Genomic DNA, 23,538 nt, shown 5'->3' on the forward strand with positions numbered 1-23,538 from the left:
ATCCAGGCATTTTTTAATTTCTGTAACGGATTCCCCTCTATGAGGCGCACAAAACTGATTCCATTTTGTGGCAATCTCAAACCATATTTGATGATCGCTTTGATTATTTCTATGGCCTTAGTTCACACTGGTTGCTCTCCGACCTTCTGGTTCGATCAGGCGAATAAGGATACGTATGAAATTCTCGCCGAAAACGCGAATGATCCTGCATGGCAAGTTCCTCGTTTCGACGTGGAACCGGACCCGCGCAGTCGATTTTATGATCCGTATGATCCAAACCATGAACCCCTGCCGCCGGATGACCCTGCTGCGAATGTTTATATGCACTGGCTGCAATGCAAAAAAGGTTATAAAAGCTGGCACAAATTGGGCCGCGCACTCAGTATCGAAAATCCTGACTGGCTTGTGCAGTATGGTATCAGTCCGGAACTCAGCGCGGAAATCGCCGCCTCTGGTGATGCACTGGAAGGCGTAGAGTTACCTTCGCTTGATGATCTCACACTCGATGAAACAATTGATATCGCCAATATCAATAGCCGTGAATATCAATTTCAAATTGAAAATTTGTTTCTGGCAGCCTTGGATTTAACCTTCGGTCGATTCCAGTTTGATGTTCGCTATCTTGGTGTTGGCGGACAGAATCCTCAGGTCGAACTCAATCGTCGTCGTTTGGCGAATGGCACACAGGAACTGGATCTCGCCAGCCGTATCGGAGTCAATCAGGTCCTCCCCAGTGGTGCCCAATGGGCCGTTGAATTGGCGAATAATACGCTCTGGTTGTTCTCTGGTTCGAATCAAACCAATTCCGTCAGTCTGCTCTCATACTCGCTGGTACAACCTCTGATGCGCGGTGCGGGACGAAAAATTGTGTTGAATAATCTGACACAGGATGAGCGGAATGTATTGTATCAGACACGGATTCTCGCTCGATTCCGAAAAGAGTTTTTTACTGACAACGTCGCTGGAGGGAATGGCTTTTTACAGTTACTCCAACAGATTCAGGTGATTGAAAACGAACGAGGAAACATCCAGCGGCTTGAACGCCAGGTTGAAATTCTGCGAGCTCTGTCTTCTCAAAAATCCAAAGTGCAATCAGAAAAACTCGATCAACTACCTCCCAACTGGATCATTCCGCCGGAGTTGGTTGAGAAACTCGAATTTGATGATGAATCAAGGATGCTCTCCTGGAATGGTGAGATGACCGAAGAACAGGAAAAACTCCTGCTGGCTCTGAGTGATGCCGATTCCTTTCAGGAGACTGCAAATGAACTCGTATCGCGCATTCGCACAGAGGTCGTGACATTGGATGTCGCTCAGCTGGAAACGCGACTGGCACAATCGATCAATCGATTGAGAACATTTGAACGACAGTATCAGGATTCACTGGGCTCGTTCAAAATCTTTCTGGGACTGCCTCCCAATATGCCTATGACAATTAATGATTCTCTATTGAAGCCATTTGAACTCATCGACCCCCTGCTCCCTCAGATCGAACAGGAAATCTATGACTACGTCGAAGTCTGGGCGAAGGTCTACGTCGAGAATTGGGATGACCCGAATCTGATGCCACCAACGACAGCGGAGTTAAAAGAAGTCGTAGCAGGTCTACAGCAACTCCTGACCAAGCTCCACGTCGATGCCCTGGCAACCTTAGAGCAGGATATCCAAAACGTGGAATTGCTGCTCGGAGACAATGCTGAAGGGGTGAACGACGAACTGCTGGCACTGCGTCAGCGCCGTTTTCTGTCGGAGGAGGATCGGGAACGGGTCCGAAAAAGTACCCAAAATGATATACGATTGTATTCAAGCATCCGAAAGGAAATGCAGAACATTGAAAGCCGTCTGGCAGGCCTGCAGAGCTTTTTGAGCGAGGACAAACTAACCAATGTACAAAAAAAGAAAATAATTCTGGAAATGGCTAACCTGCGAGAAGATATGCTGCGAACCTCTCAGGGAATGCAGGTGATCGAGATCGGTTTGCGTGTGGAACTTATTACACTGGAACCATTTACGATGGATATCGGCGAGGTTGTCCGGATCGGCCTTTCAAATCGGCTGGACCTGATGAATCAGCGTGGTTTGGTAATGGATACACGAAGATTGATGGAAGTGCGGTCTAATTCCTTAGAAGCGGTGTTAAATGTGGTAGTCGACGGGGATGTAAGTACGCCTCTTGGTAGAAACAAGCCTTTGGACTTTCGCGGTAGTCAGGCTGGTTTTCGCGCAGGAGTGGAATTTACAGCTCCTTTAGCATTAGTACAGGAGCGAAACGCGTATCGAGAGTCGCAAATTGATTATCAGCGAGAACGACGTGCTTTCATGGCAGCAGAAGACGCTGTGAAGTTTGAAGTCCGCCAAGGCTGGCGTCAACTGTCTGTCTTGCGACAGAACTTTGAGACCTCTCGAGTTCAGATTCGTTTAGCTGCTTTACAATATGATAATGCTGTCGAAGCGACCTCAGATCCATCCCAGGCAGGACGCAATCAGGGGTTAAATCTGTTAAATGCGTTAAATGCAGTATTAGACGCACAAAACAGTTTAATTAGCAACTGGGTAAATTATGAGCAAAACCGACTTAACATCTATCTAGATATGGGTATTATGGAGATAGATGAAAATGGAATTTGGAAAGACGATTTCTATCAACACCGCGCGGGAAGAATCAGGCCCACCAATGAGCACCGCCAATCCACCCCAGAAACAACCGAAGTCGGAGTCACTGCAGAAGAAGTCATCAGACCCGTTGTCTTCCGACCTGCCGGAGAACTCAACGCCCTCGCCACAGACAGCGAAGAAGCGCCGCAAGCTCCCTAGTACAACAGCGTTGCTCTTTTGGGCAATTGTGCTAATCGCGATCGCAGTCTTGATGGTTCCGGCAATTCGAAAGCCGTTATTTTCCTCGTTCTCTTCTGGGAGCAAGAAAAATACACTTTATATTACCGATCAGGTCTCACGGGGACCATTCCGCGTGACGGTGACCGAAAAAGGTCAGTTGGACAGCTTGAATAATGTCACCCTCACCAGCAAGGTCAAAGGCTATACGACGATCATCAGCATCGTTCCCGAAGGGACGATGGTCAAAGCGGGAGATCTGGTCTGTGAACTGGACTCTGCGATATTAGTCGATAAGGAAAAGCAGCAACAAATTCAGGTCACACAGGCAGAAGCAGAACTGAAACAGGCGACAGAAAACGTGGCCATTCAAATAACGCAAAATGAAAGTGACAACTCTGCAGCGGAACTGGCATTTGAATTGGCGAATCTTGACTTGGAAAAATTTCTACAGGGAGAATCACAACGGGATCTGAATGTCAAAGAAGGGGCGATCACCAAAGCCCGTGAAGACTTGCAACGTGCGGAAGAAGCATTTGAGTTCTCCAAACGAATTGCGAAGAAGGGATATAAAAATCAGAATGATGTGGAAGCCGACCGCATCAACGTTGTGAAAGCACAAATCGATCTGGAGATTGCCAAAGAAGACCTGGCAGTTGAAAAAAACTATGTACAAAAAAGAAAAGAACGAGAGTTAAGAGCGGACGTCAAAGAGAAAGAACGAGATCAGGAGCGCGTCCGACGTAAAGGGATTGCGACTTTGGCTCAGTTTGAAGCCAAACTCAAAGCCGGACAACTCACGTTCGAGGTTGAGAACAGCGAATTGGAACGATTTCGAGAACAGATTCTGGCTTGTAAATTAATTGCCCCACAAAATGGGCAGGTCGTTTATGCCAATCAAGACAGCGGGCGTCGTGGCAGTGGCGAAGATGTCATCGAAGAGGGCACAGAAGTCCGCGAACGCCAATCGATTATACAATTACCAGACTTCAGTCTGATGAAAGTAGATGCGCGGATTCACGAATCGAAAATCAGTATGATCCGAGAAGGATTACCCGTTGATATTCGTGTTGACGCCTTTCCAGAACATGCTTTCCTGGGTGAGGTCGATCAGGTCTCTTCCGTACCGATTTCCTCCAACTGGATGCGTCCCGACTTAAAAGAGTACAAGGCCTCGATCAAGATCGTCCCTAACGGAGCAGATATCACGAAGCTTAAGCCGGGCTTAACCGCGGAAATCGAGATTCGCATCGAAGAACGAGAAAATGTGCTGCAGGTTCCCGTTCAATCAGTCATCACGATCGGAACCCAACACTATATTTTCGTGCTGGCTGCGGATGGAGAGGCGATCAGAAAATCAATCAAAATCGGCCAAGCCAGTGATACCACGATTGAAATTCTGGAAGGCGTTGAGAAAGACGAAGAAGTGATTTTGAATCCTCGAACTCACTTTGCCGATCAACTGATTGACTTGGAAGAACAAATGGCGCTTGACCGGAAAACGCAGGCTGAAAAGCAACCAGCCAATGCCGGTGGTCAACGTAAAGGGGGCGCTCCCAATTCGCAAGCTCCTGGAAAACCGGGAGGAAAGCCACAAGGTAAAAGACCAGACAAATCTTCTGCCAGAGATGCAGGAGATGGTAAACCTCGTGGACAAAGACCACCTTCAGGAGGGCAAAAACCCTCTGGAGGCAAACGACCATGAAGTTGGCTGCACAAGTTGTCAACCTCACCAAATTCTACGATCTGGGCTCTGTTGTAGTAAAAGCGCTACGGGGTGTTTCCACTGACTTTCCCGAAGGTGATTTTGTAGCCATTATGGGCTCTTCAGGAAGTGGCAAAAGTACGCTTCTGAATCTTCTGGGCGCGCTAGACCGTCCTACCAGTGGTCAATATATTCTGGGGGGCCGCGATGTTTCGACTCTGGATGACGATGAATTGTCGGAGATGCGGAATGATATGATTGGATTTATCTTCCAGTCATTCAACCTGATTGCACAATATACGGTACTGGAAAATATCGAAGTCCCCCTGCTCTACCGAGCGGGCTATCCCGCCATTGGTCGCGAAGAACGTGAGTGGTGTAAGGAACTGGCCAACATGGTGGGACTGGGAGATCGCATGGATCATCGCCCGTTCCAGCTATCCGGCGGTCAGCAGCAACGTGTGTCGATTGCGCGTGCTCTGGTGAATGACCCTCAAATCGTTCTGGCTGACGAACCGACAGGGAACCTGGATTCCGCCACGGAAGCTGAAATTATGGATATCCTTCACAATTTAAATGCGGAAGGACGTACCATTATTATGGTGACGCACGAACCCGCTATCGCTCGGCAGACCAAACGCCAGATTATTATGAAAGATGGTCTCATCGAGACGGAAACCATTATACAGCAGACTCTCCCCACACGTTAACTCAACTCAAGCTTATTTCATTCCCTTTTAATTCCGATTCACTCAGGTCACCGTAATGACTCGTATTATTCGCATCATTCGACTCGCATTGAAAAGCTTATTGCTACATAAGCTAAGGTCGGGCCTGACGATGCTCGGAATTGTGTTTGGTGTATTTTCCGTGATTGCCATGCTGGCGATCGGTGAAGGAGCCAGCGCTCAAGCGCAGAAACAGGTGCTGGAACTCGGTGCAACAAATGTGATTGTCCGTAGCGTGAAGCCCCCACTTGAAGCGACGCAATCTTCCACTCGCTCTCGCGTTTTGCAATATGGCTTACTGAGATCAGACTATAAAATTTTAGTCGATACGTTACCCACGATTACCAAAGCGGTTCCGATTCGGGAAGTGGGGAAAGAAATTCGCTACCTGAAAGAAGCAATGAATGCGCGGATTGTGGGTTGTACTGCTGATTATTTAGAAATGAATCATTTGACACTATCACAAGGTCGTTTCCTGGCACACAGTGATCAGGCAAAGCTGCTGAATGTCGCTGTGATTGCCAACGAAGTCGCAAACTCCTTGTTTAAGCACGAAGATCCTGTGGGAAAATCCATTCGCATCGGTCCGATGTTTTATACCGTGATTGGTGTTACAAAAGATCGTACCGCCTCGGCCGCAATTGGTGGCAGTCTTTCCGGTCAGGATTATAACAAGGATGTTTATGTCCCTATCAAGACACTCCAGGTACGCGAAGGAGATCTTGATATCAAAAATCAGGCCGGTAGCATGACGGCAGAGCATATCGAACTGCATCAGATTACACTCCGTGTGAATGACAAAGACGCAGTGCTGCCCACAGCTCAGGCAATCAGAGAAACGTTAGAGCAAACACATTCGCGATCCAAAGACTACGCCGTTGTTGTTCCGATGGAGTTATTAAAACAAGCCGAACAGATTCGTCTGATCTTTAATGTCGTACTGGGTTCGATCGCCGCCATCAGTCTCGTGGTGGGAGGCATCGGGATTATGAATATCATGCTGGCGACTGTGACAGAAAGAACAAGAGAAATTGGGGTACGCCGGGCTCTGGGCGCACGCCAGCGAGATATTGTCGAGCAGTTTCTCACCGAGACCATTGTGCTGGCCGGTTCGGGAGGATTAATTGGCGTCGTGTTTGGTTTGCTCACGCCCATCACATTTTTGGGCATCCAATGGTTTGTGCAGAATTTCGTGATGGAAGGCGGTACGTCTGTCTCTGAAGTAGGGCGTATGTTTTTCGATCTGAAACCACAGATTGCATTCTGGAGTCTACCCGTGGCGTTTGGTATCTCGGTGACGATTGGAATTATTTCCGGTATTTATCCAGCCATTTCCGCAGCGAAACTTGATCCGATTGAAGCCCTCCGACACGAGTAACCATTCAAATAGTCACGTGTTGCTATCAGCATCAAATGACTGGCGTTGATCAATGAATCTTGATCCGTCTGTTGAATTTTCGCCCCTGAACTGTTCCCCTTAAATTGGGGACGCCTACAATAGATATGATGCTCTTTCAGAGTCATCGAATCTCTAACGTGAACCTACCTCAAGTCGCCAACCAAGACAGGGAGAATCAGGCATGCCGGGAAAGCGAACTTTTCTGAATCGAATCCACTTCATTGTTGCCATCATCGCATTTCTTTTTGCCGGCAGCACAATCCAAACCGCATCTGTTTTGGCTGATGAAAAACCGCCAGCAAAAGAGACAAAGCAGGCAGACCAGAAGAAAGAGCTGGCTGTGAAAAATCCGTTTCCGAATCGTCCCAAGGCGCCCAGCCTGGATGGCGGCAAAGAATGGTTGAATACAGCAGGGGAGATCACACTCAAGGATTTGCGGGGTAAAGTGGTCCTCATCGATTTCTGGACTTATTGCTGTATTAACTGCATGCACGTGCTCCCCGATCTGGCATATCTGGAAGCAAAGTATCCGAATGAACTGGTTGTCATCGGCTGTCACTCTGCCAAGTTCGATAATGAAAAAGAGACGGATAACATCCGCCGCGCGATTCAGCGTTACGAAATCAAACACCCGGTCATCAACGATTCCAATATGACGGTCTGGCGCAAGTTTGGCGTAAGGGCCTGGCCATCAATGGTGCTGATTGATCCTGAAGGAAATTACTGCGGGCATTTGTCCGGCGAAGGCAATCGCGAACTGCTTGACAAGGTCTTGGGGCAGGTCATCGCGTATCACCGTGCTAAAGGAACGCTTGATGAAACCCCCGTACATTTTGAACTGGAAGCAGCCAAGCTGAAACAGACGCCATTGAAGTTTCCCGGTAAACTGCTTGCTGATGCACCCAATCAGCGGTTGTTTATTTCCGACAGTAATCACAATCGCATTGTGATCACGTCACTCGATGGAAAACTGATCGATGTCATCGGCTCCGGGCAAATTGGAAAACAGGATGGCGATTATAAAACCGCTTCCTTTGATCATCCGCAGGGCATGGCACTGGTCGGCAACACGCTGTATATCGCGGACACAGAAAACCACATGCTCCGTACTGTTGATCTCGATAAAAAACAGGTCGCAACTCTCGCAGGAACCGGCGAGCAGGCCCGCTATCGTTCACCCGGCGGCAAGCTCAGAGAGTCGGCTTTAAATAGTCCGTGGGCGCTGGCAGAGATTAATGGTGTGCTTTATATCTGCATGGCCGGACCTCATCAAATCTGGCAACACAAGCTCGGCTCTGATGAAATTAGCGTGTATGCCGGCTCGGGACGTGAAGATATCACCAATGGGTCGCTGGAAAAATCCGCATTTGCTCAGACCTCCGATATCACAGTCGATGGCGATGTCTTTTACGTGGTTGATAGTGAAGGCTCCTCAGTGCGGAAAGTCGATACGAAGAAAAAAGAGGTGACTACGGTTGCAGGGACATCCGATCTGGAACGGGGACGATCCCTGTTTGAGTTTGGTGATCAAGATGGCATCGGAGATCAGGCACGCTTACAGCATCCTCTGGGTGTGTTGTTTGATAACGGTCGGCTCTTTGTAGCTGACACCTATAATCACAAACTAAAAACCATTGATCTCAAAACCAACGAAGTCAAATCATACCTGGGGACCGGCAAAGATGGTAACGCCCTCAATCCGGTTCAGTTCTCGGAACCATCGGGTTTGGCGCTCGCCGGGAAGCGGCTGTTTGTCGCCGACACGAACAATCATCGGATTTGTGTTGTGAATCTGGATGATAACAAAGTCACAGAGTTCAAAGTTCAGGGCTTGACGCCGCCCAGTCTGCCGAAAAAGGCGGATGACAGTTTTGCGCCCGCAAAGAACGCTCTGGCGGTCTCTGCGCAATCCGTGGCAGCAGGTAGCCCGATCAAAATCAGCATCACACCCCAGTTGCCAGCCGAATATAAACTCTCTCCGCTGGCACCGGTGAAGTTTTCCTTTAAATCAGACGCCGACCCAAAGCAGGCCCCCGTCAAAGGCAAGGGGACAGTGAAGGGCAATCAGCTCGTGCTGGAACTACCCGCTTTAAAAAGTCCGTCAGGAACCTACACGCTCAATCTGCGATTCGGATATTGTCGCGATGGGGTTGGCGGATTATGTAAGCAGCATTCTGCCCACTGGAACATCCCCATTCAATCTGTCGCCGGAAGCAAGACGACCGAAATTTCATTACCGTTGGATCTCTCAAAAGATTGATGTCTGGAATAAGAATGAGTATCACCAACGGTTGCTGATCTTTCGAAATGACTGATCAGCAACCGTTTTTTACTTGACCATCGGCAATATGCCCGTAAGTTTATTGAGAAGCTAAGGGAAGGGCAGCTGAATCGCTCCCCATCACGTTGGCATGGTACTTGCATCTTTGACAGGGAAGGATGAGTTCCATTTATGAATTGAGCTGTTTATTTCTAACAGACTGAAGTATAAATCCGTGATGCTGATAGGAGAATAAGCCATGTCCTATAAAGATAAAAACTACAAACAAGCCAAAGAACGCGTCGAGAAAAAAATTAGTTTTCTGATTCATGCCGGCGTGTATGTGGTGGTGAATGCCGGTCTGATTACGTTAAACCTGATGCGTTCACCTGAAAAATTCTGGTTTATCTGGCCTCTGGCAGGTTGGGGGATCGGGCTTGCATTTCACGCCTACAAAGCCTTTGGGGCCGGGAGTGCAGCGAACTGGAAAGAAAAAATGATTGAGAAAGAGCAACGGAAACTCGATCAGTGATATATCATACTCAGTAGGAAACAGGGTAAGCATGACCGCCATTGATCCCATTTGCCACATGGAAGTTGACGAGTCCACGGCGCTACAGGAAACCGTGGACAATCAAACTTGGTATTTCTGCAGTCCGAGTTGCCGCGATAAATTCCTGGCACAACATGCTGATGGAAAAGCACCAGAAAAAAACGCGGGAAAAAAAACGGAGCAGAAGTCTGGGTGCTGTGGTCATGGAAGCAGTGATCATGCAGGGCATCACGAACAGAAAAAAACGGAAGTCAATGCGCCCGCAGGCACAATCTATTCCTGTCCGATGCACCCCGAGATTGAGCAGGTAGGCCCCGGCAGTTGTCCGATCTGTGGCATGGATCTCGAACCACTCATGCCTCAAAAGGAAGACTCACCTGAAGAGGTCGCCGAGTATGCACTGATGGCCCGCCGCTTCTGGGGCGGTCTGGCACTGGGTTTACCCGTCTTTCTGCTGGCGATGCTGCCGATGACGGGGCTCCCCATTCATGATTGGGTTTCTGTCAAAGCGTCAGGTTGGATTCAATTCCTGCTCAGTACCCCCGTCGTGTTATGGGCGGGATGGCCTTTATACCAACGCGCTTACCGTTCGATTCTCAGTATGAACCTCAATATGTTTACGCTGATTGGCATCGGAACCGGAACCGCATATGTCTATAGTATTATCGCCCTCCTGTTCCCGGGCATCTTTCCCGAATCGTTTCGGACTGATGGCACCGTCGAACTTTACTTCGAAGCGGCGGTAGTCATTACCGTACTGGTCTTGCTGGGGCAGATGCTGGAACTGCGAGCGCGCAAGCGAACCAACAGCGCCATCCAGGAACTGTTGGCGCTGGCGCCTCCTACGGCGCATCTGGTGGTGGATGGCGAAGAACAGGAAATATCCCTGGAAGAAGTGCAGGCGGGCAATCTGCTCCGTGTGCGTCCCGGTGAAAAAATTCCCGTCGATGGAATCGTTCAGGAAGGGAAGAGCCTGATCGATGAATCGATGATTACGGGGGAACCGGTGCCGGTCTCCAAAACTCAGGGAGATGACGTGATTGGCGGCACGGTGAATCAGACTGGCTCCTTCCTGATGGAAGCGCAGAAAGTCGGCGGCGATACTCTGCTGTCGCAAATCATTCAAATGGTTTCCAGTGCCCAGCGCAGTCGCGCCCCGATTCAACGTGTGGTAGATACGATCGCGGCACGGTTTGTTCCCGCCGTTCTACTGACGTCGGTGGTTACCTTTCTCCTCTGGAGTTGGCTGGGTCCCGAACCCCGCTTTGCGTATGCGTTGATTAACGCGGTGGCGGTGCTGATTATCGCCTGCCCTTGCGCATTGGGACTGGCGACACCGATGTCGATTATGGTTGGTGTCGGACGGGGGGCCAAAAGTGGAATCCTGATTAAAAATGCCGAAGTGCTGGAGACACTGGAAAAAATCGATACGTTAATTGTCGATAAAACAGGGACCCTGACTGAAGGAAAGCCAAGACTCACTGAATGTATTACGTCGGGGAAGCTCAATGAAAATGAGCTTCTGCAAATCGCAGCTTCCGTGGAGCAGCATAGCGAGCATCCTCTCTCACAGGCCGTGGTAGTCGCGGCGAAAGACCGGGAGTTGCCCCTGTCTGATGTGCAGGATTTCGATTCGATTACCGGCGCAGGTGTCACTGGTATCGTCGATCAAAAACTGGTTTTGATCGGCAGTGCGGCTTTTCTGAACGAACAATCCATCTCTATTAAGGATGAATTGATGACGCAGGCCAATGCACTCCGCGAACAGGGGCAGGGGGTGATCTTTGTTGCTGTGGCAGGAGAGTTGGCAGGATTCCTGTCTGTTTCCGATCCAATTAAGGAGACCACGCCGCAGGCGATTGAGAAACTGCATGAACTGGGTCTCAAAATTGTGATGCTGACGGGCGACAATGAAAAAACGGCGAAAGCGGTAGCACAGTCGCTCAATATTGATGAAGTCGAAGCAGGTGTGAAGCCTCAAGACAAATACCAGAAGGTCAAAGACCTGCGCGCAGCAGGGCATAAAGTCGCGATGGCCGGAGACGGCATCAACGACGCGCCCGCACTGGCGGAAGCCGATGTGGGAATCGCGATGGGAACAGGCACTGATGTCGCCATCGAAAGTGCCGAGGTCACACTGGTGAAAGGGGACTTAAGAGGCGTAGCCGATTCGATCTATTTAAGCCGACTCGTGATGCGCAACATTCATCAGAATCTGTTGTTTGCCTTTGGTTACAACGCGCTGGGCATTCCCATCGCCGCCGGGATTCTGTATCCCTTCTTTGGGATACTGCTGAGCCCGATGATCGCGGCGGCGGCAATGAGCTGCAGTTCGATCTCCGTTATCGCAAATGCACTGCGACTCAGAACGCAGCGCTGATACTTATTTAGACTCGGATTTGTTTTTGGCTTTCCGAATCCGTTTGATTTCTTCCAGTAACAGAAAATGTCCCGGCTTGAGCATCGAGCCGTGAGTGAAACCGTCCAGCTCGAGTAACTGCACCTGTTTGTGTCCCACAACATTCAGCAGGCTGTGCAGGTAGGCGTTTTCTTCGTAGCGTGTCGGAAATTCAAGTTTGCGATCCCCGGTAATCAACAGGATCGGCGGCGCGTCTTTTCGGGCATGGAACAGAGGAGCCATGTCGTCAATAATCGGCTGGTCTCGCTCAATTCCCATTTCTTCGCGGACCGTCATATGGGTGATGCAGTGTCCGCTGTAGGGAATCAACCCGGCAATTTGATTCGGATCAATTTTATGAGGTGCGAGCCAGCGTCGATCGAGCCCCAGCATACTGGTGAGATAACCGCCGGCGGAATGCCCTGCTACAAAGATAAGATTGGGGTCACCACCATATTCAGTGATATGCTGGAACGTCCAGGCGACTGCAGCCGCTGCGTCTTCGAGGTACGCCGGTTTTTTTGCTTTGGGATACAAGCGATAATTTACAGCAACAATTGCGATGCCGCGCTGTTGCAATTCCTCAGGAATTCTTTTGCTACCCCCTTTTAACCCGCCGCCATGAAACCAGACCACGGTCGGATAGTTTTTGATGGATGTCGGATAATACAAATCCAGCTTGCAACGTTCGCGCATATATTCTGTTTGATCGGGGGTTTCGGGAGTGCGATAAGAAATATCTGAAATGGTCTTATAGCCGGTCTCTGTTTCGGCAGCCTGAAGTGTCTGGAAAATGAAACCCAGGCAGGCGGCAAATAAAACGGTGAATTGAACCAGACGGCGTTTCATGTTTGTCCCTCTTGTTGTGTGTTGAACTATCAAAGGTTGTATTGTTGTTGAGTCGTATGATTCCCGTGGTGGGCTCACGATGCGTCCAGACGTGCTTTCAGTTCCGGAAAGCGTTCGTCGGTATCTCCCACCTGTTGTTTGAGCTGTTTTAACTGCTGTTTCAGTTTTTTCACAATCGGCGCATAAACGGGATCTGCAATGACGTTCTGCATTTCATATGGATCTTTTTTCAAATCGTAGAGTTCCCAGTGTGGTGGCGTGGGAGTCTTGAGTGCTCCGGGTGCATCCAGTGGGAGACCATAGAAGAAGATCAACTTATAGTCTTTGGTGCGAATTCCATAATGGGCGGGATTGTCATGATGCGTCATATGCATCCAGTAACGGTAATACGTTGCCTCGGGCCAGTCGGCGGGAGTTCCTTCCCCTTTCAAAATGGGTAAAAACGAACGTCCCTGCATGAACTCTGGTTTCTCGACTCCTGCCATCGCAAGCAACGTCGGGGCGAAATCGACGTTGTTGATGATGGTTTCATCTTTCGACTTGGCTTTGATCCATTGGGGATAACGTACAATGAACGGCATGCGTAATGATTCTTCATACATCCAGCGTTTGTCGATGTAGTCGTGTTCGCCCAGCATGAAGCCCTGATCCGCCGTGTAGACGATGATCGTATTATCGAGTTCGCCCGTTTGTTCGAGGTGCTCTAACAGTCGTTTTACATTGTCGTCGACACCGCGGACACAACGCAGGAACTTTTTCAGATAACGCTGATACGCTTCGCGTGTGTACTCCTCACTCGAACGGCCTTCATCCACAAACATATGGTGCCCCATGTTCCGTCGCTGATTGCGCTGTCCGACTGATGTGCCGTAGCGCGCCAGATTCAGCGGGCCATGATTTTTCCGCTGCCAGAGTGATTCGGGTTCTGGAATGGTCACATCCTGATAGAGCCAGTCATACCGTTCTGCATTTTCAAAATTGTCATGGGGGGCCTTGAAGTGATGCATTAAAAAAAACGGTTTCTTTTTCTGCTTCCGATTCTTAAGCCATTTCAGAGAGATATCCGTAATCGCATCGGATGAATGCTTCGAGTCATATCTGCTGACGCGAAATTCATTTTTCGGCCAGGGTTTGGGACCTCGCACGCGGAACACGGGATTAAAGTAACTTCCCTGTCCGGGAAGCACTGTATAAAAGTCAAATGCGGCGGGCTCTTTTTTGAGATGCCATTTGCCAATCATCGCCGTTTCGTAACCGCCGGTCTTCATGAGCCGTGCGAGATGTTGCTGATCGGGACCAATTGCACCATTGAGTGTCGTGACGCCGTTCACGTGAGAGTATTGTCCTGTCATCAGCGTGGCTCGGCTGGGCGTACAGATTGAATTGGTGCAGAAGACGTTCTTGAGCAACATGCCTTCGTTGGCCAGGCGATCCAGTGTGGGCGTCGGATTGACGGCTGCCAGACGTCCACCGTAAGCACCAATGGCATGCGCGGCGTGATCGTCTGACATAATGTATAAAATGTTGGGTTGCTGCTCGGCCCCCCGCGCAACGGGTAGCGTAATCAAGCATAGAGCAATGCTGTACAGGATCAGACTGGTGAAACGCTTAGTTTGCATGGCGAGGCTCGTATTTCAGGGGTAAGAAGTGATTCACCTTTTGACAGACGGCCCCTCGATAATCTATTTGCAGTGACCCTGCCAAAACCATAAACTGAGATTATAGCATGCCGAATCAGGGGTTTAAAATCGTTGTATCCACCTGATCCTGAGATTCGTCATTTATTCTCGTATACCCTAGTTTCAATCCTTGCCTCTGGATCAGACAACATGACATTCTACAAATCAAATTACCTCATCGGTACCATTCTCGTTTCACTGATGTTCTGCAATCTGACCTCTGAAGCCAGTGCAGCAAAGCATACCAATGTGATCCTGATCATGACCGATGATCAGGGGGGCTGGGATTATGGTTTTATGGGAAACAAAATCCTGAATACGCCGAACCTGGATGCCATGGCGGCAGGGGGGGCTCGCTTGAGCCGATTTTATGTCAGTCCCGTCTGTACGCCGACGCGGGCCAATCTGATGACGGGCCGCTATAACTATCGGACCCGCGCCATTGATACCTACATCGGCCGCGCGATGATGGAACCGGAAGAGACCACGATTGCCGAAGTCTTAGCGCCAGCTGGTTACAAGACCGGAATATTTGGGAAGTGGCATCTGGGAGACTCCTATCCGATGCGGCCGCAAGATCAGGGGTTTCAGGAAGCACTCGTGCATCGTGGCGGTGGGATCGGGCAACCCAGTGATCCGCCGGAAGGAGCTGGTAAATACACGGACCCGGTTCTGTTTCACAATGGCGAGCAAAAGCAGATGAAAGGCTATTGCACCGATATTTATTTTGATCATGCGATGAAATTCATTCAGCAAAATGAATCAGAGGAAAAACCAACTTTCATGTATATCGCCACTAACGCGCCGCATGGTCCATTTCATGATGTGCCTGAAGATTTGCGTCAAAAGTATAAAGCCATGGATTTGAACGACGCCTACGGTTTCGATTTGAACAAAAGGAGAAAGAACGCGAAACAGTTTGATAAGACCTCGCGTGTTTTTTCGATGATCGAAAACATCGATCAGAATATTGGAAAACTGTTTCAGCATTTGAAACAAATCGGCGCATATGAGAATACGCTGGTTCTGTTTCTGAATGATAATGGTCCAAATGGCCCGCGTTTTGTAGGCGCGCATCGTGGCATGAAGGGGCGTGTCAATGAAGGCGGCATTCGCTCTGTGCTGCTGGCACATTGGCCCGCGGAGCTCAAAGCAGGAACCGTCAATGATCGGATCGCCGCGCATTATGATGTCTTTCCGACGATTCTGGCTGCGACGGGAGTGGAACAGCCAGAGGCTCTCGAACTGGATGGCGTGAATGTGCTACCATTACTCAAGAATCAAGCTCAGAGCTGGCCGGAACGCACACTGTTCCTGCAATGGCATCGGGGCGATGAACCCACGCCACGGACGAATGCCGCGGCAGTCACACAAGATTATAAGATGACCTTCTCGAAGGAGAACGAACCAGGCAAACTGTTTCACCTTGGGAATGACCCGAGGGAAAATAAAGACCTTGCCGGCGAAAAAGCGAAGCTGGCGAAGAATCTGACACGTCAATATAACGACTGGTTTGCCGACGTCAGTTCAACGCGTCCCGATAATTATGCGCCGCCGCGAATCCATGTGGGCAATTCCAAAGAGCCCACAACAGTATTAACGCGTCAGGACTGGCGCTATGCAGGTCCCAAAGGAAAGGGCTGGACACGTGATGCCCGCGGCAACTGGCTGGTGACGGTTGAGCAAGCTGGTTCGTACGACATTAAAGTCCAATTTCAGAAGCAACAGGATCGGGTAACAACCGAATTAACAGTCAAGGTCGGCGACGATCGGTTTCAGGCGAAGGTTCCCGCAGACCAGTCAGAGTACATCTTCAAAAATGTCTCTCTGCATCAGGGAAAACAGACGGTCGATGTGAAAGTCGCTGAAGGCAGCATTGAGCGGGGGCCGATGTTTGTTTATCTCACGAAAAACAAATAGGACGCTGAACTCTGTACCCAAACATTTTCTGGTACCTGTACGCACCTGATTCTTTCTGGAAGAAAGTACAAAAGTAACCCAATCTGGAATGGTCACAGGGGGCAATTCAAATTACCATAAATAAGGAACATTAAATTAGGGTCGAGAAAGTTCGATTGCCGCTGGTTTTCCTGTTTCTTCTTCACAAACATCCAGCAGAATGGAAGAGGGAGCGTAGAAAGTGCAGGGCAGACGTTGAGCCGAACTCGTTCTACTTTTTTAAACGAAACAAAAACTTAATTATCACTCCCACTTGCCGATGTCTCCGTCGGCCCGCCTTTTTTTATAGGACTGAAGAATGCAACAGAATTCAAATTTTAGCCGTCGTGAGTTTCTTAAGTCGACCACTGCCGGAGCAGCTGCGATTTCTACCGGTATCTGGACTGGATTTGCCCCTGCAGCGACCAAGTCCGCCAATGGCAAATTGAACATCGCCTGTATCGGGACCGCCAACCGCGCAGCGGCTGACGTGGATGGAGTGAAAGGAGAAAATATTGTCGCGCTGGTGGATATTGATAGTAACTACCTCGACCGTGCAGGAGCCAACTTCCCAGGCGCTCGACGTTATGCTGACTATCGCGAGATGCTCGAAAGCGAAGATGGGAAAATCGATGCTGTTGTGATTGGTACGACCGACCATCATCACGCCCCTGCAACCATTCGTGCGATTCGTAAAGGGCTGCATGTTTATTGTGAAAAACCACTAACGCATACCGTTCAGGAAGCACGCATCATTGCTCAGGAAGCGAAAAAGCATGGCGTCGCGACTCAACTGGGAACACAGATTCACGCCGGCGACAATTACCGCCGCGTTGTTGAAATCGTTCAGTCGGGTGTGTTGGGCGACGTCAAAGAAGTTCATGTCTGGGTCGGAAAAGGCTGGGGGGGCGACGATTTACCCACAAAGACTCAGGAACCGCCTAAGAATTTGAACTGGGATTTATGGCTCGGACCTGCACCTGTTCGTCCTTATGCCGCCGGACGTTATCATCCCGCACAATGGCGTCGCTGGTGGCAATTCGGTCAGGGAACGCTGGGTGACATGGCGTGCCATTATATGGACTTGCCTTTCTGGGCGCTGGAATTGCGTCATCCCACACACTGTGAAGCAGAAGGCCCGGAAGTCCATCCAGAAGCCTGTCCGCATGGTTTAACCGTGCGATATCAATTCCCTCAACGAGGGAAACTGGCTCCGGTCAATTTGACCTGGTACGACGGAAATATGATTCCTAAGAAAGTGGCCGGCCAACGTGTTCCCGGCAGTGGTGTCATGTTCGTTGGTTCGGAAGGTACAATGTTTGCCAATTACGGCAGCTACAAATTATTTCCCAAGGAAAAATTTGCAGACTTCACACCACCTAAGCAATCGATTCCAAAATCGATTGGCCATCATGCTGAATGGATCAAAGCCTGTAAAGATGGTTCTCCAACCACCTGCAACTTTGATTATTCTGGGGCTCTGACGGAATCTGTGCTCTTAGGCAATGTGGCTTTCCGTTCGAAGTCACCCCTGGAATGGGATGCGGCAAACCTCAAAGCGACCAACTGTCCCGCAGCCGACGAGTACATCTCGAAAGAGTACCGTGAAGGCTGGGAAGTGGTTTAGTCAAGTTTAAGCGATGACCAGAAACCGCCCGGTTCCTCACTGATGAGTGAACCGGGCGGTTTTTTTATTGGCCTTCAATGTACTTCAACTGAATTTCCGTATTCGGTAATTTCTTCTTCAGTTCTCCGACACCCTTTTCTGTGACTGCAGTTCGCGTCAGCTTCAAGTCTTTGAGACTCGCCAGCCCTTCCAGGTCAGGCAAGCCTGCATCTGAGACGGCTGTTGAACCCAAGTGCAGAAACTCCAGCTGCTGCATATCTTTCAGGTATTTAAGACCTGCATTACTAAGGCGTGTATTATCCAGATTGAGCCACTGCAGCTTCGTCAAGCTCTGTAACGGTTCCACGCCAGCGTCGGTCAACCCAACGCGCCATAGGTTGAGTTTTTTCAACTCACCCAGTCCGGACAGATGTTTCATCCCCGTATCGGACAGCAGGCTGTTTTCGCTCAGATCGAGTTCTTCCAGTTGCGGAATCTTGGTCAGTGCTTTCAATCCATCGTCGGAAATCTGATTCTGTGAGAGACGCGTTTTCTTCAGCTTGGGAAATTGGTTCAACGCGGCCAGGCCTTCATCGTCGACGAGGGTCTTTGCCAGATAGAGCTCTTCCAGTTTGTTGAGATCTTTCAATTGTGATATCCCATCGCCGCTAACCCAGAGGAAGTCGAGCATTAATGCTTTCAGGTTCTTCAACTGATTGATATCTGCCATCGCATCGTCGTCGATATCCGAATTGCCGGACAATCGCAGTGCTTTCAGGTTCGAGAGGCCGGTCAGATGCGAGATTGCTTTGTTGTTTAAGGAACAGTTGCGCAAATCCAGATTTTGCAAAGTGGCGACTTTTCCCACCGGTTCCAGAGCGGCGTCGGTAATAGCCGTTTTATTTAAGAGCAGGGACCGCAGGCGTGTTAAACCGGCGATTTCTTTGAGGGCCGCATCATCGATCTTCGCGCCCCGGAAATCGACTTCGATTACATAACCGTCTTTGTCCTGTTTCAGTTTGGCTCCCAGCCCTTTCAAGGATTCTGCCAGCTGAACTTCTGCTTCGGGGACGGGTGCCTGGGCCGTTGTTTTGGTTTTTGTGACCTCAGGCTTTTTTTCAGAACTGAGCTGTTTATCTCCTGGCTTTTCCGAAGAACAACCGGCAATGAGTGAGAGAAACAAAACGAGAATCAGAGGTTCCCGAAACGGTTTCATAGCAGTTTCCTTAAATCATAAGTAGCAAAGGGTTTCATACACAATTAAGCATACCGTTTGGAGAATATGCTCAATACCGATGTCGGCAGATCAATTCTATATTTTGAAGAATTGACGAGCAGTGTAACAAAGAGACGCTGACAGGGAACGTACCCGCTCTCAGATGGACTAGATATCACCGCCGAGAACTTCGATTCACCTAAAAACTGGCAGTCTCCCGATTCGTTTTGTCAGCAGCACATCGTGCTGATTTTGCGAATTATTCAGCCATACACTTTTACATAGGGGAGTAATCCCTCCTGTTTTAATTTGACGACCAAGGAACTCTCTTAAGTCCTGATATGTCTGCACTTACAAAATGACGCCCATTTCAAAGGATCGGTTTGCTTTGTGTCACGCACAGGAATTTATTAAAAGCTGCCATTCGAGGGGAAGATTAATACTATTTTTAGAATGTGAAAGTAACGCAACTTCCTCCAGGAATTGCTTTTTTTACGGCGGATTAAAAAACCAGAGGCTCTCTTTATTTAGAGAGCTGAGTTCCTTAAAAGTTGTTGAATCCCACAGCATCCGAGAACCATGTCGATGACAACAAATTCTTATCATTTAACGACGCATTCGACGTTAGCCGATCTTCAGTTACAAAATGAATCTGTAACACCAGACACAATGATTTCAGAGGTCGGCGTTTACTTTAAATCTCGACCAGAGGTCGTCGGCTTGCTTGTTCAGGATGACAAAGAGTTTTATGGACTTCTTTCAAGAAATTCCTATTTTGAGCACATGTCGCAATTTTTCAGCGGGTCGATATTCTCTCGGAAACCGGTGTCGAAATTATTACACCGTATCAATTCGACGGCTCTCGAACTCAATGATACTTCTCCCATCGTCGACGCAGTCCAGGAATTATTTAACCGTCCCCCATCAGAGTTGTATGAGCCCCTGCTCATCAAATGTGAAAACGAGGAATACCGTTATTTGGATGTCGCGAGACTGGTCCATTTTCAATGTCAAATTCTGCTGGAACAGAAAACCATTGCTGAAATAGCCAATCACGAAAAGAGCTACTTTCTAGCGAATATGAGTCATGAAATCCGTACTCCGTTGAACGGGATTATGGGATTCACTGATGTATTACGACGCGGGGTTGGATCGAAAGACGAGCAACAAGAATATCTGGATGTGATTTACAAAAATGGAGAGCATCTGCTGGGGTTGATCAATGACATTCTGGATCTGTCAAAAATTGAAGCAGGTCGAATGGAGTTTGAAAAACAAAATTACTCGCCCCATAAAATCATCTCTGAAGTGCTTTCTACGATGCGTGTGCAGGCGAAAGAGAAAGGGCTTACTCTGGAATGCCAGTGGACCAGTAGCGTTCCTGAAACGATTTACACTGATCCGATGCGGTTAAAGCAAATTCTAATCAATCTTGTTGGTAATGCACTGAAGTTTACAAAACACGGAAGTGTGAAATTGATGGCCACTCTCGATCAGAGTCAAGTCAATCCACGGTTCGTTGTTGAAGTGCACGACACAGGAATCGGGATCAAAGCCAATAATTTGAAGAATATATTTTCTCCTTTTACGCAAGCCGATTCTTCCATCACGCGCTGTTTTGGTGGTACGGGTTTAGGACTGACAATCTGCCGACAGATTGCAGAAGGGCTGGGGGGAGATTTAACGGTTGAAAGTGAAGTCGGCAAAGGCAGCTTGTTTCGATTGTGGGTCGATGTGGGGACCCTGGATGGTGTTCACATATTTGAAGCCCCCCCCACAGAAGCGTTTACTTCAAATGAAGAATGTAAACCGAAAAACCGCGAAACCAGCTTTCTTCAGGGGACCCATGTCTTGCTGGTTGATGATGGGAAAACCAATCGTGATTTGATTTCACTGGTGCTGAGAAATGCACATGCGACGGTCACATGTGCCGAAAATGGAGAAGAGGCACTGCTGGAATATGAGCGTGATGAGTTCGATTTAATCTTGATGGATATGCAAATGCCGCTCATGGATGGATACACCGCGACCAGAACACTACGTTCGCGAGGCTGCTCGTTGCCGATCATTGCTTTAACGGCCAATGCCATGCGCGGGGATCGAGATAAATGCCTGTCTGCAGGTTGCTCTGATTTCCTGACAAAACCAATTAGCATTGATAGCTTGCTGCAAACAGTCGCGTTGCATTTACCTGCACTAAAGCAATCTTCCAAGTCCCAGACAGATTTACAAATGGTACCCAAACCATGTTGCCTGACTTCAGATGACATCACTCCGATCATCTCTGATCTCCCCACAGAGATACCACAGATCTTTGCTATCGTCGAAGAATTTATTACGCGATTGTCAGTTAAGATTGAAGAGATGCAAAATGCTTTGAACCGATCTGACTGGTCGCGACTGGGAGATTTGGCCCATTGGCTCAAAGGGACGGGAGGGACAGCGGGGTTCAGTTGTCTCACTGAATCTGCCTTACAATTAGAGCTGGCAGCGAAATCAAAAGAAAAAGAGCCAGCCGCGGCATTGCTCATGGAGCTGGCAAAATTGAACCAACGTCTCACCGCGAGGAAAACAGAGATTAACGATTTGCAGAACATTTGGTAATGAGAGAAGCTATGATCCGTTCGACGCTGGATAGTCCATTGACTCAGAATAAAAAAAAACTCACCGATCGAAATGAATTCGAACAGTGTTGTATTGCCATTATTGATGATGAAAGCATCAATATTGATATGATCCGGTATTATCTGGAAATGGAAGGATTTAGTAACCTGATTTCTACTGATAATTCCAGTAACGCATTTTCCATGATTCAGACTGAGCAACCCGATTTAGTGTTATCGGACATTAATATGCCCGAAGTATCCGGCCTGGATCTACTGGGGCAGATTCGAGGTCATCAGGATTTACAGACCACTCCGGTAATTATTCTGACAGCCAGTTCTGATAATGAAACAAAAATATCAGCACTGAAACAGGGGGCAACGGACCTGCTGGCTAAACCCATCCATCATGGAGAGTTAATTGCCCGAATTCGAAATGTGTTAAATGTGAAGATTTATCAAGACCAGCTCAAAGCGAATTCCGAGTCACTCGAAGAAGCAGTGCGTCAAAGAACGGCAGAACTGGAAGCATCTCGCTTGAGTGTGATTCAGTGTCTGGCGCGGGCTGCCGAATTTCGAGATGATGATACAGGGCAGCATGTGATTCGCGTGGGTAAATACGCGCGGATTATTGGAGCGGAACTTGGTTTATCAGAAAGAGAACTCTGTTTACTGGAACCCGCTGCCCAGTTACATGATGTAGGTAAAATCGGAGTCGAAGATTCGATCTTGCTCAAACCTGGCAAGTTGACGCCGGAAGAGTATGATACGATGAAAAAACATTGCGGTTTCGGTAAGAAGATCGTCGATTGCCTGCCCGAGCGAGAGGCGCAATTGATCCGGATGCATACGGAGATGGGGGCAAAAATTATGGACATTCCTGATTCCCCCATTCTGAACCTGGCAAAGATCATCGCTATGACTCATCACGAGCGTTGGGATGGGAATGGGTATCCGCTGGGATTGAGTGGAGAAGATATTCCCCTGGAAGGACGCATTACCGCCGTGGCTGATGTATTTGATGCGCTGATGAGCAAACGCTCTTACAAACCAGCCTTCCCACTTGTTAAATCTCTAGAGATTCTGGAGGAAGGGCGGGGGACTCAGTTTGACCCGAATGTACTGGATGCGTTTGCAAAGCGACGTCAGGAAATCATTCAGGTGCAAATTGATTATGCCGAAACCGATTGAAGTCGGCTCACCTAAAACGGTTTTTGCTGAAATCTGATCATCGTCGTCTGATTCTTGAACCTGCATCTCTGCAGAGAACTGTCAGACATCGACTCGCGCCAGAAATTGAACGCCGTACTCCCAAAAATTATCCAGGACTTTTCGCCTGCGTACAATTTTGGAACTGAACCAAGTGTGAACCGGGCTGTTTAAGGGAAGCTTGATGAAGATTTCTTCTTGTGGAATCACATCTGGGCTTACCAGTGAGATGCCAGATTGAGAGAGCGAGCGTCCCAGTACGGTGACCATTTCTCCGGAGTAGATCTCAATTGCTTTGGAGAAGCCTTCGGGAATCGAAACGACAATTAAGCCGCGATAATCGATTCTTTTATGTACTCGCTGGTCGGCATAGATCCGCTTAGCACGCTCTTCGACAAGACCGAGAATATTCAGCGCTTTGCTGAGTAAATGTTTCTGCTGGGTAGAATACTGATAGTAATCTGTAAATCTCTTCAATACTGTTTGTCCTTTATTGTGGAACCGAGTGAGAAACCTCCAAAAAACATTTGTTACACCGAAATTTATGCTACCACCGCAAAAAA

General features: G+C 48.7%; 15 protein-coding genes. 11 read left to right on the plus strand and 4 right to left on the minus strand.

The genetic code is table 11. The annotated features are described in order from the left end of the window. Window positions 1-39 precede the first annotated feature (39 nt). The 7 genes from AAC022_RS13115 (at window position 40) to AAC022_RS13145 (ending at window position 11,857) form a co-directional block, all read left to right on the plus strand. Window positions 40-2,814: a TolC family protein gene (locus AAC022_RS13115; RefSeq protein WP_339731569.1), complete on the plus strand. Its 2,775-nt coding sequence runs from the start codon at window positions 40-42 to the stop codon at window positions 2,812-2,814. A 52-nt stretch (window positions 2,815-2,866) separates the two neighbouring features. Beyond that, the gene (locus AAC022_RS13120; RefSeq protein WP_339731570.1) at window positions 2,867-4,537 is read left to right on the plus strand and encodes an efflux RND transporter periplasmic adaptor subunit; all 1,671 of its coding nucleotides are present in this window, start codon (window positions 2,867-2,869) and stop codon (window positions 4,535-4,537) included. Next, window positions 4,534-5,247, plus strand: coding sequence for an ABC transporter ATP-binding protein (locus AAC022_RS13125; protein ID WP_339731572.1), 714 nt, complete (start codon window positions 4,534-4,536; stop codon window positions 5,245-5,247). Before AAC022_RS13120 ends, AAC022_RS13125 begins: the two co-directional genes overlap by 4 nt. Window positions 5,248-5,302: 55 nt before the next feature. Continuing rightward, the gene (locus AAC022_RS13130; RefSeq protein ID WP_339731574.1) at window positions 5,303-6,643 is read left to right on the plus strand and encodes an ABC transporter permease; all 1,341 of its coding nucleotides are present in this window, start codon (window positions 5,303-5,305) and stop codon (window positions 6,641-6,643) included. 202 nt (window positions 6,644-6,845) lie between these two features. Further along, a complete protein-coding gene (locus tag AAC022_RS13135; RefSeq protein ID WP_339731576.1) occupies window positions 6,846-8,924 on the plus strand; it encodes a thioredoxin-like domain-containing protein in 2,079 nt (692 codons plus the stop codon). Window positions 8,925-9,183: 259 nt separating this feature from the next. After that, window positions 9,184-9,456, plus strand: a complete 273-nt coding sequence (locus tag AAC022_RS13140; RefSeq protein ID WP_339731578.1) for a 2TM domain-containing protein — start codon at window positions 9,184-9,186, stop codon at window positions 9,454-9,456. A 31-nt stretch (window positions 9,457-9,487) separates the two neighbouring features. After that, window positions 9,488-11,857, plus strand: coding sequence for a heavy metal translocating P-type ATPase (locus AAC022_RS13145; RefSeq protein WP_339731580.1), 2,370 nt, complete (start codon window positions 9,488-9,490; stop codon window positions 11,855-11,857). A gap of 3 nt (window positions 11,858-11,860) precedes the next feature. Here the strand turns inward: AAC022_RS13145 and AAC022_RS13150 are convergent, their stop codons facing one another. Continuing rightward, on the minus strand, window positions 11,861-12,724 hold the full coding sequence (locus tag AAC022_RS13150) for an alpha/beta hydrolase (RefSeq protein WP_339731582.1): 864 nt from the start codon (window positions 12,722-12,724) through the stop codon (window positions 11,861-11,863). A 74-nt stretch (window positions 12,725-12,798) separates the two neighbouring features. After that, window positions 12,799-14,343: a sulfatase gene (locus AAC022_RS13155; RefSeq protein ID WP_339731584.1), complete on the minus strand. Its 1,545-nt coding sequence runs from the start codon at window positions 14,341-14,343 to the stop codon at window positions 12,799-12,801. A gap of 210 nt (window positions 14,344-14,553) precedes the next feature. On the opposite strand from AAC022_RS13155, the gene AAC022_RS13160 reads away from it, so the two are divergent. Beyond that, on the plus strand, window positions 14,554-16,323 hold the full coding sequence (locus AAC022_RS13160; RefSeq protein ID WP_339731586.1) for an arylsulfatase: 1,770 nt from the start codon (window positions 14,554-14,556) through the stop codon (window positions 16,321-16,323). 337 nt (window positions 16,324-16,660) lie between these two features. Further along, window positions 16,661-17,968 (plus strand): Gfo/Idh/MocA family oxidoreductase, encoded by a 1,308-nt coding sequence (locus AAC022_RS13165; RefSeq protein WP_339731588.1) that lies wholly within the window; start codon window positions 16,661-16,663, stop codon window positions 17,966-17,968. Between the two features lie 64 nt (window positions 17,969-18,032). Here the strand turns inward: AAC022_RS13165 and AAC022_RS13170 are convergent, their stop codons facing one another. Beyond that, entirely contained in the window at window positions 18,033-19,163 is a 1,131-nt protein-coding gene (locus AAC022_RS13170) for a hypothetical protein (protein ID WP_339731590.1), read from the minus strand. Between the two features lie 585 nt (window positions 19,164-19,748). On the opposite strand from AAC022_RS13170, the gene AAC022_RS13175 reads away from it, so the two are divergent. Both AAC022_RS13175 and AAC022_RS13180 read left to right on the plus strand, forming a co-directional pair. Further along, entirely contained in the window at window positions 19,749-21,767 is a 2,019-nt protein-coding gene (locus AAC022_RS13175) for a response regulator (protein ID WP_339731591.1), read from the plus strand. A gap of 11 nt (window positions 21,768-21,778) precedes the next feature. Beyond that, window positions 21,779-22,957: an HD domain-containing phosphohydrolase gene (locus AAC022_RS13180; protein ID WP_339731593.1), complete on the plus strand. Its 1,179-nt coding sequence runs from the start codon at window positions 21,779-21,781 to the stop codon at window positions 22,955-22,957. A gap of 81 nt (window positions 22,958-23,038) precedes the next feature. Here AAC022_RS13180 and AAC022_RS13185 read toward each other — a convergent pair whose 3' ends face one another. Next, a complete protein-coding gene (locus AAC022_RS13185) occupies window positions 23,039-23,452 on the minus strand; it encodes a PilZ domain-containing protein (RefSeq protein ID WP_339731595.1) in 414 nt (137 codons plus the stop codon). Window positions 23,453-23,538: the final 86 nt, after the last annotated feature.

This window comes from uncultured Gimesia sp., assembly GCF_963976445.1.
GTDB lineage: Bacteria > Planctomycetota > Planctomycetia > Planctomycetales > Planctomycetaceae > Gimesia.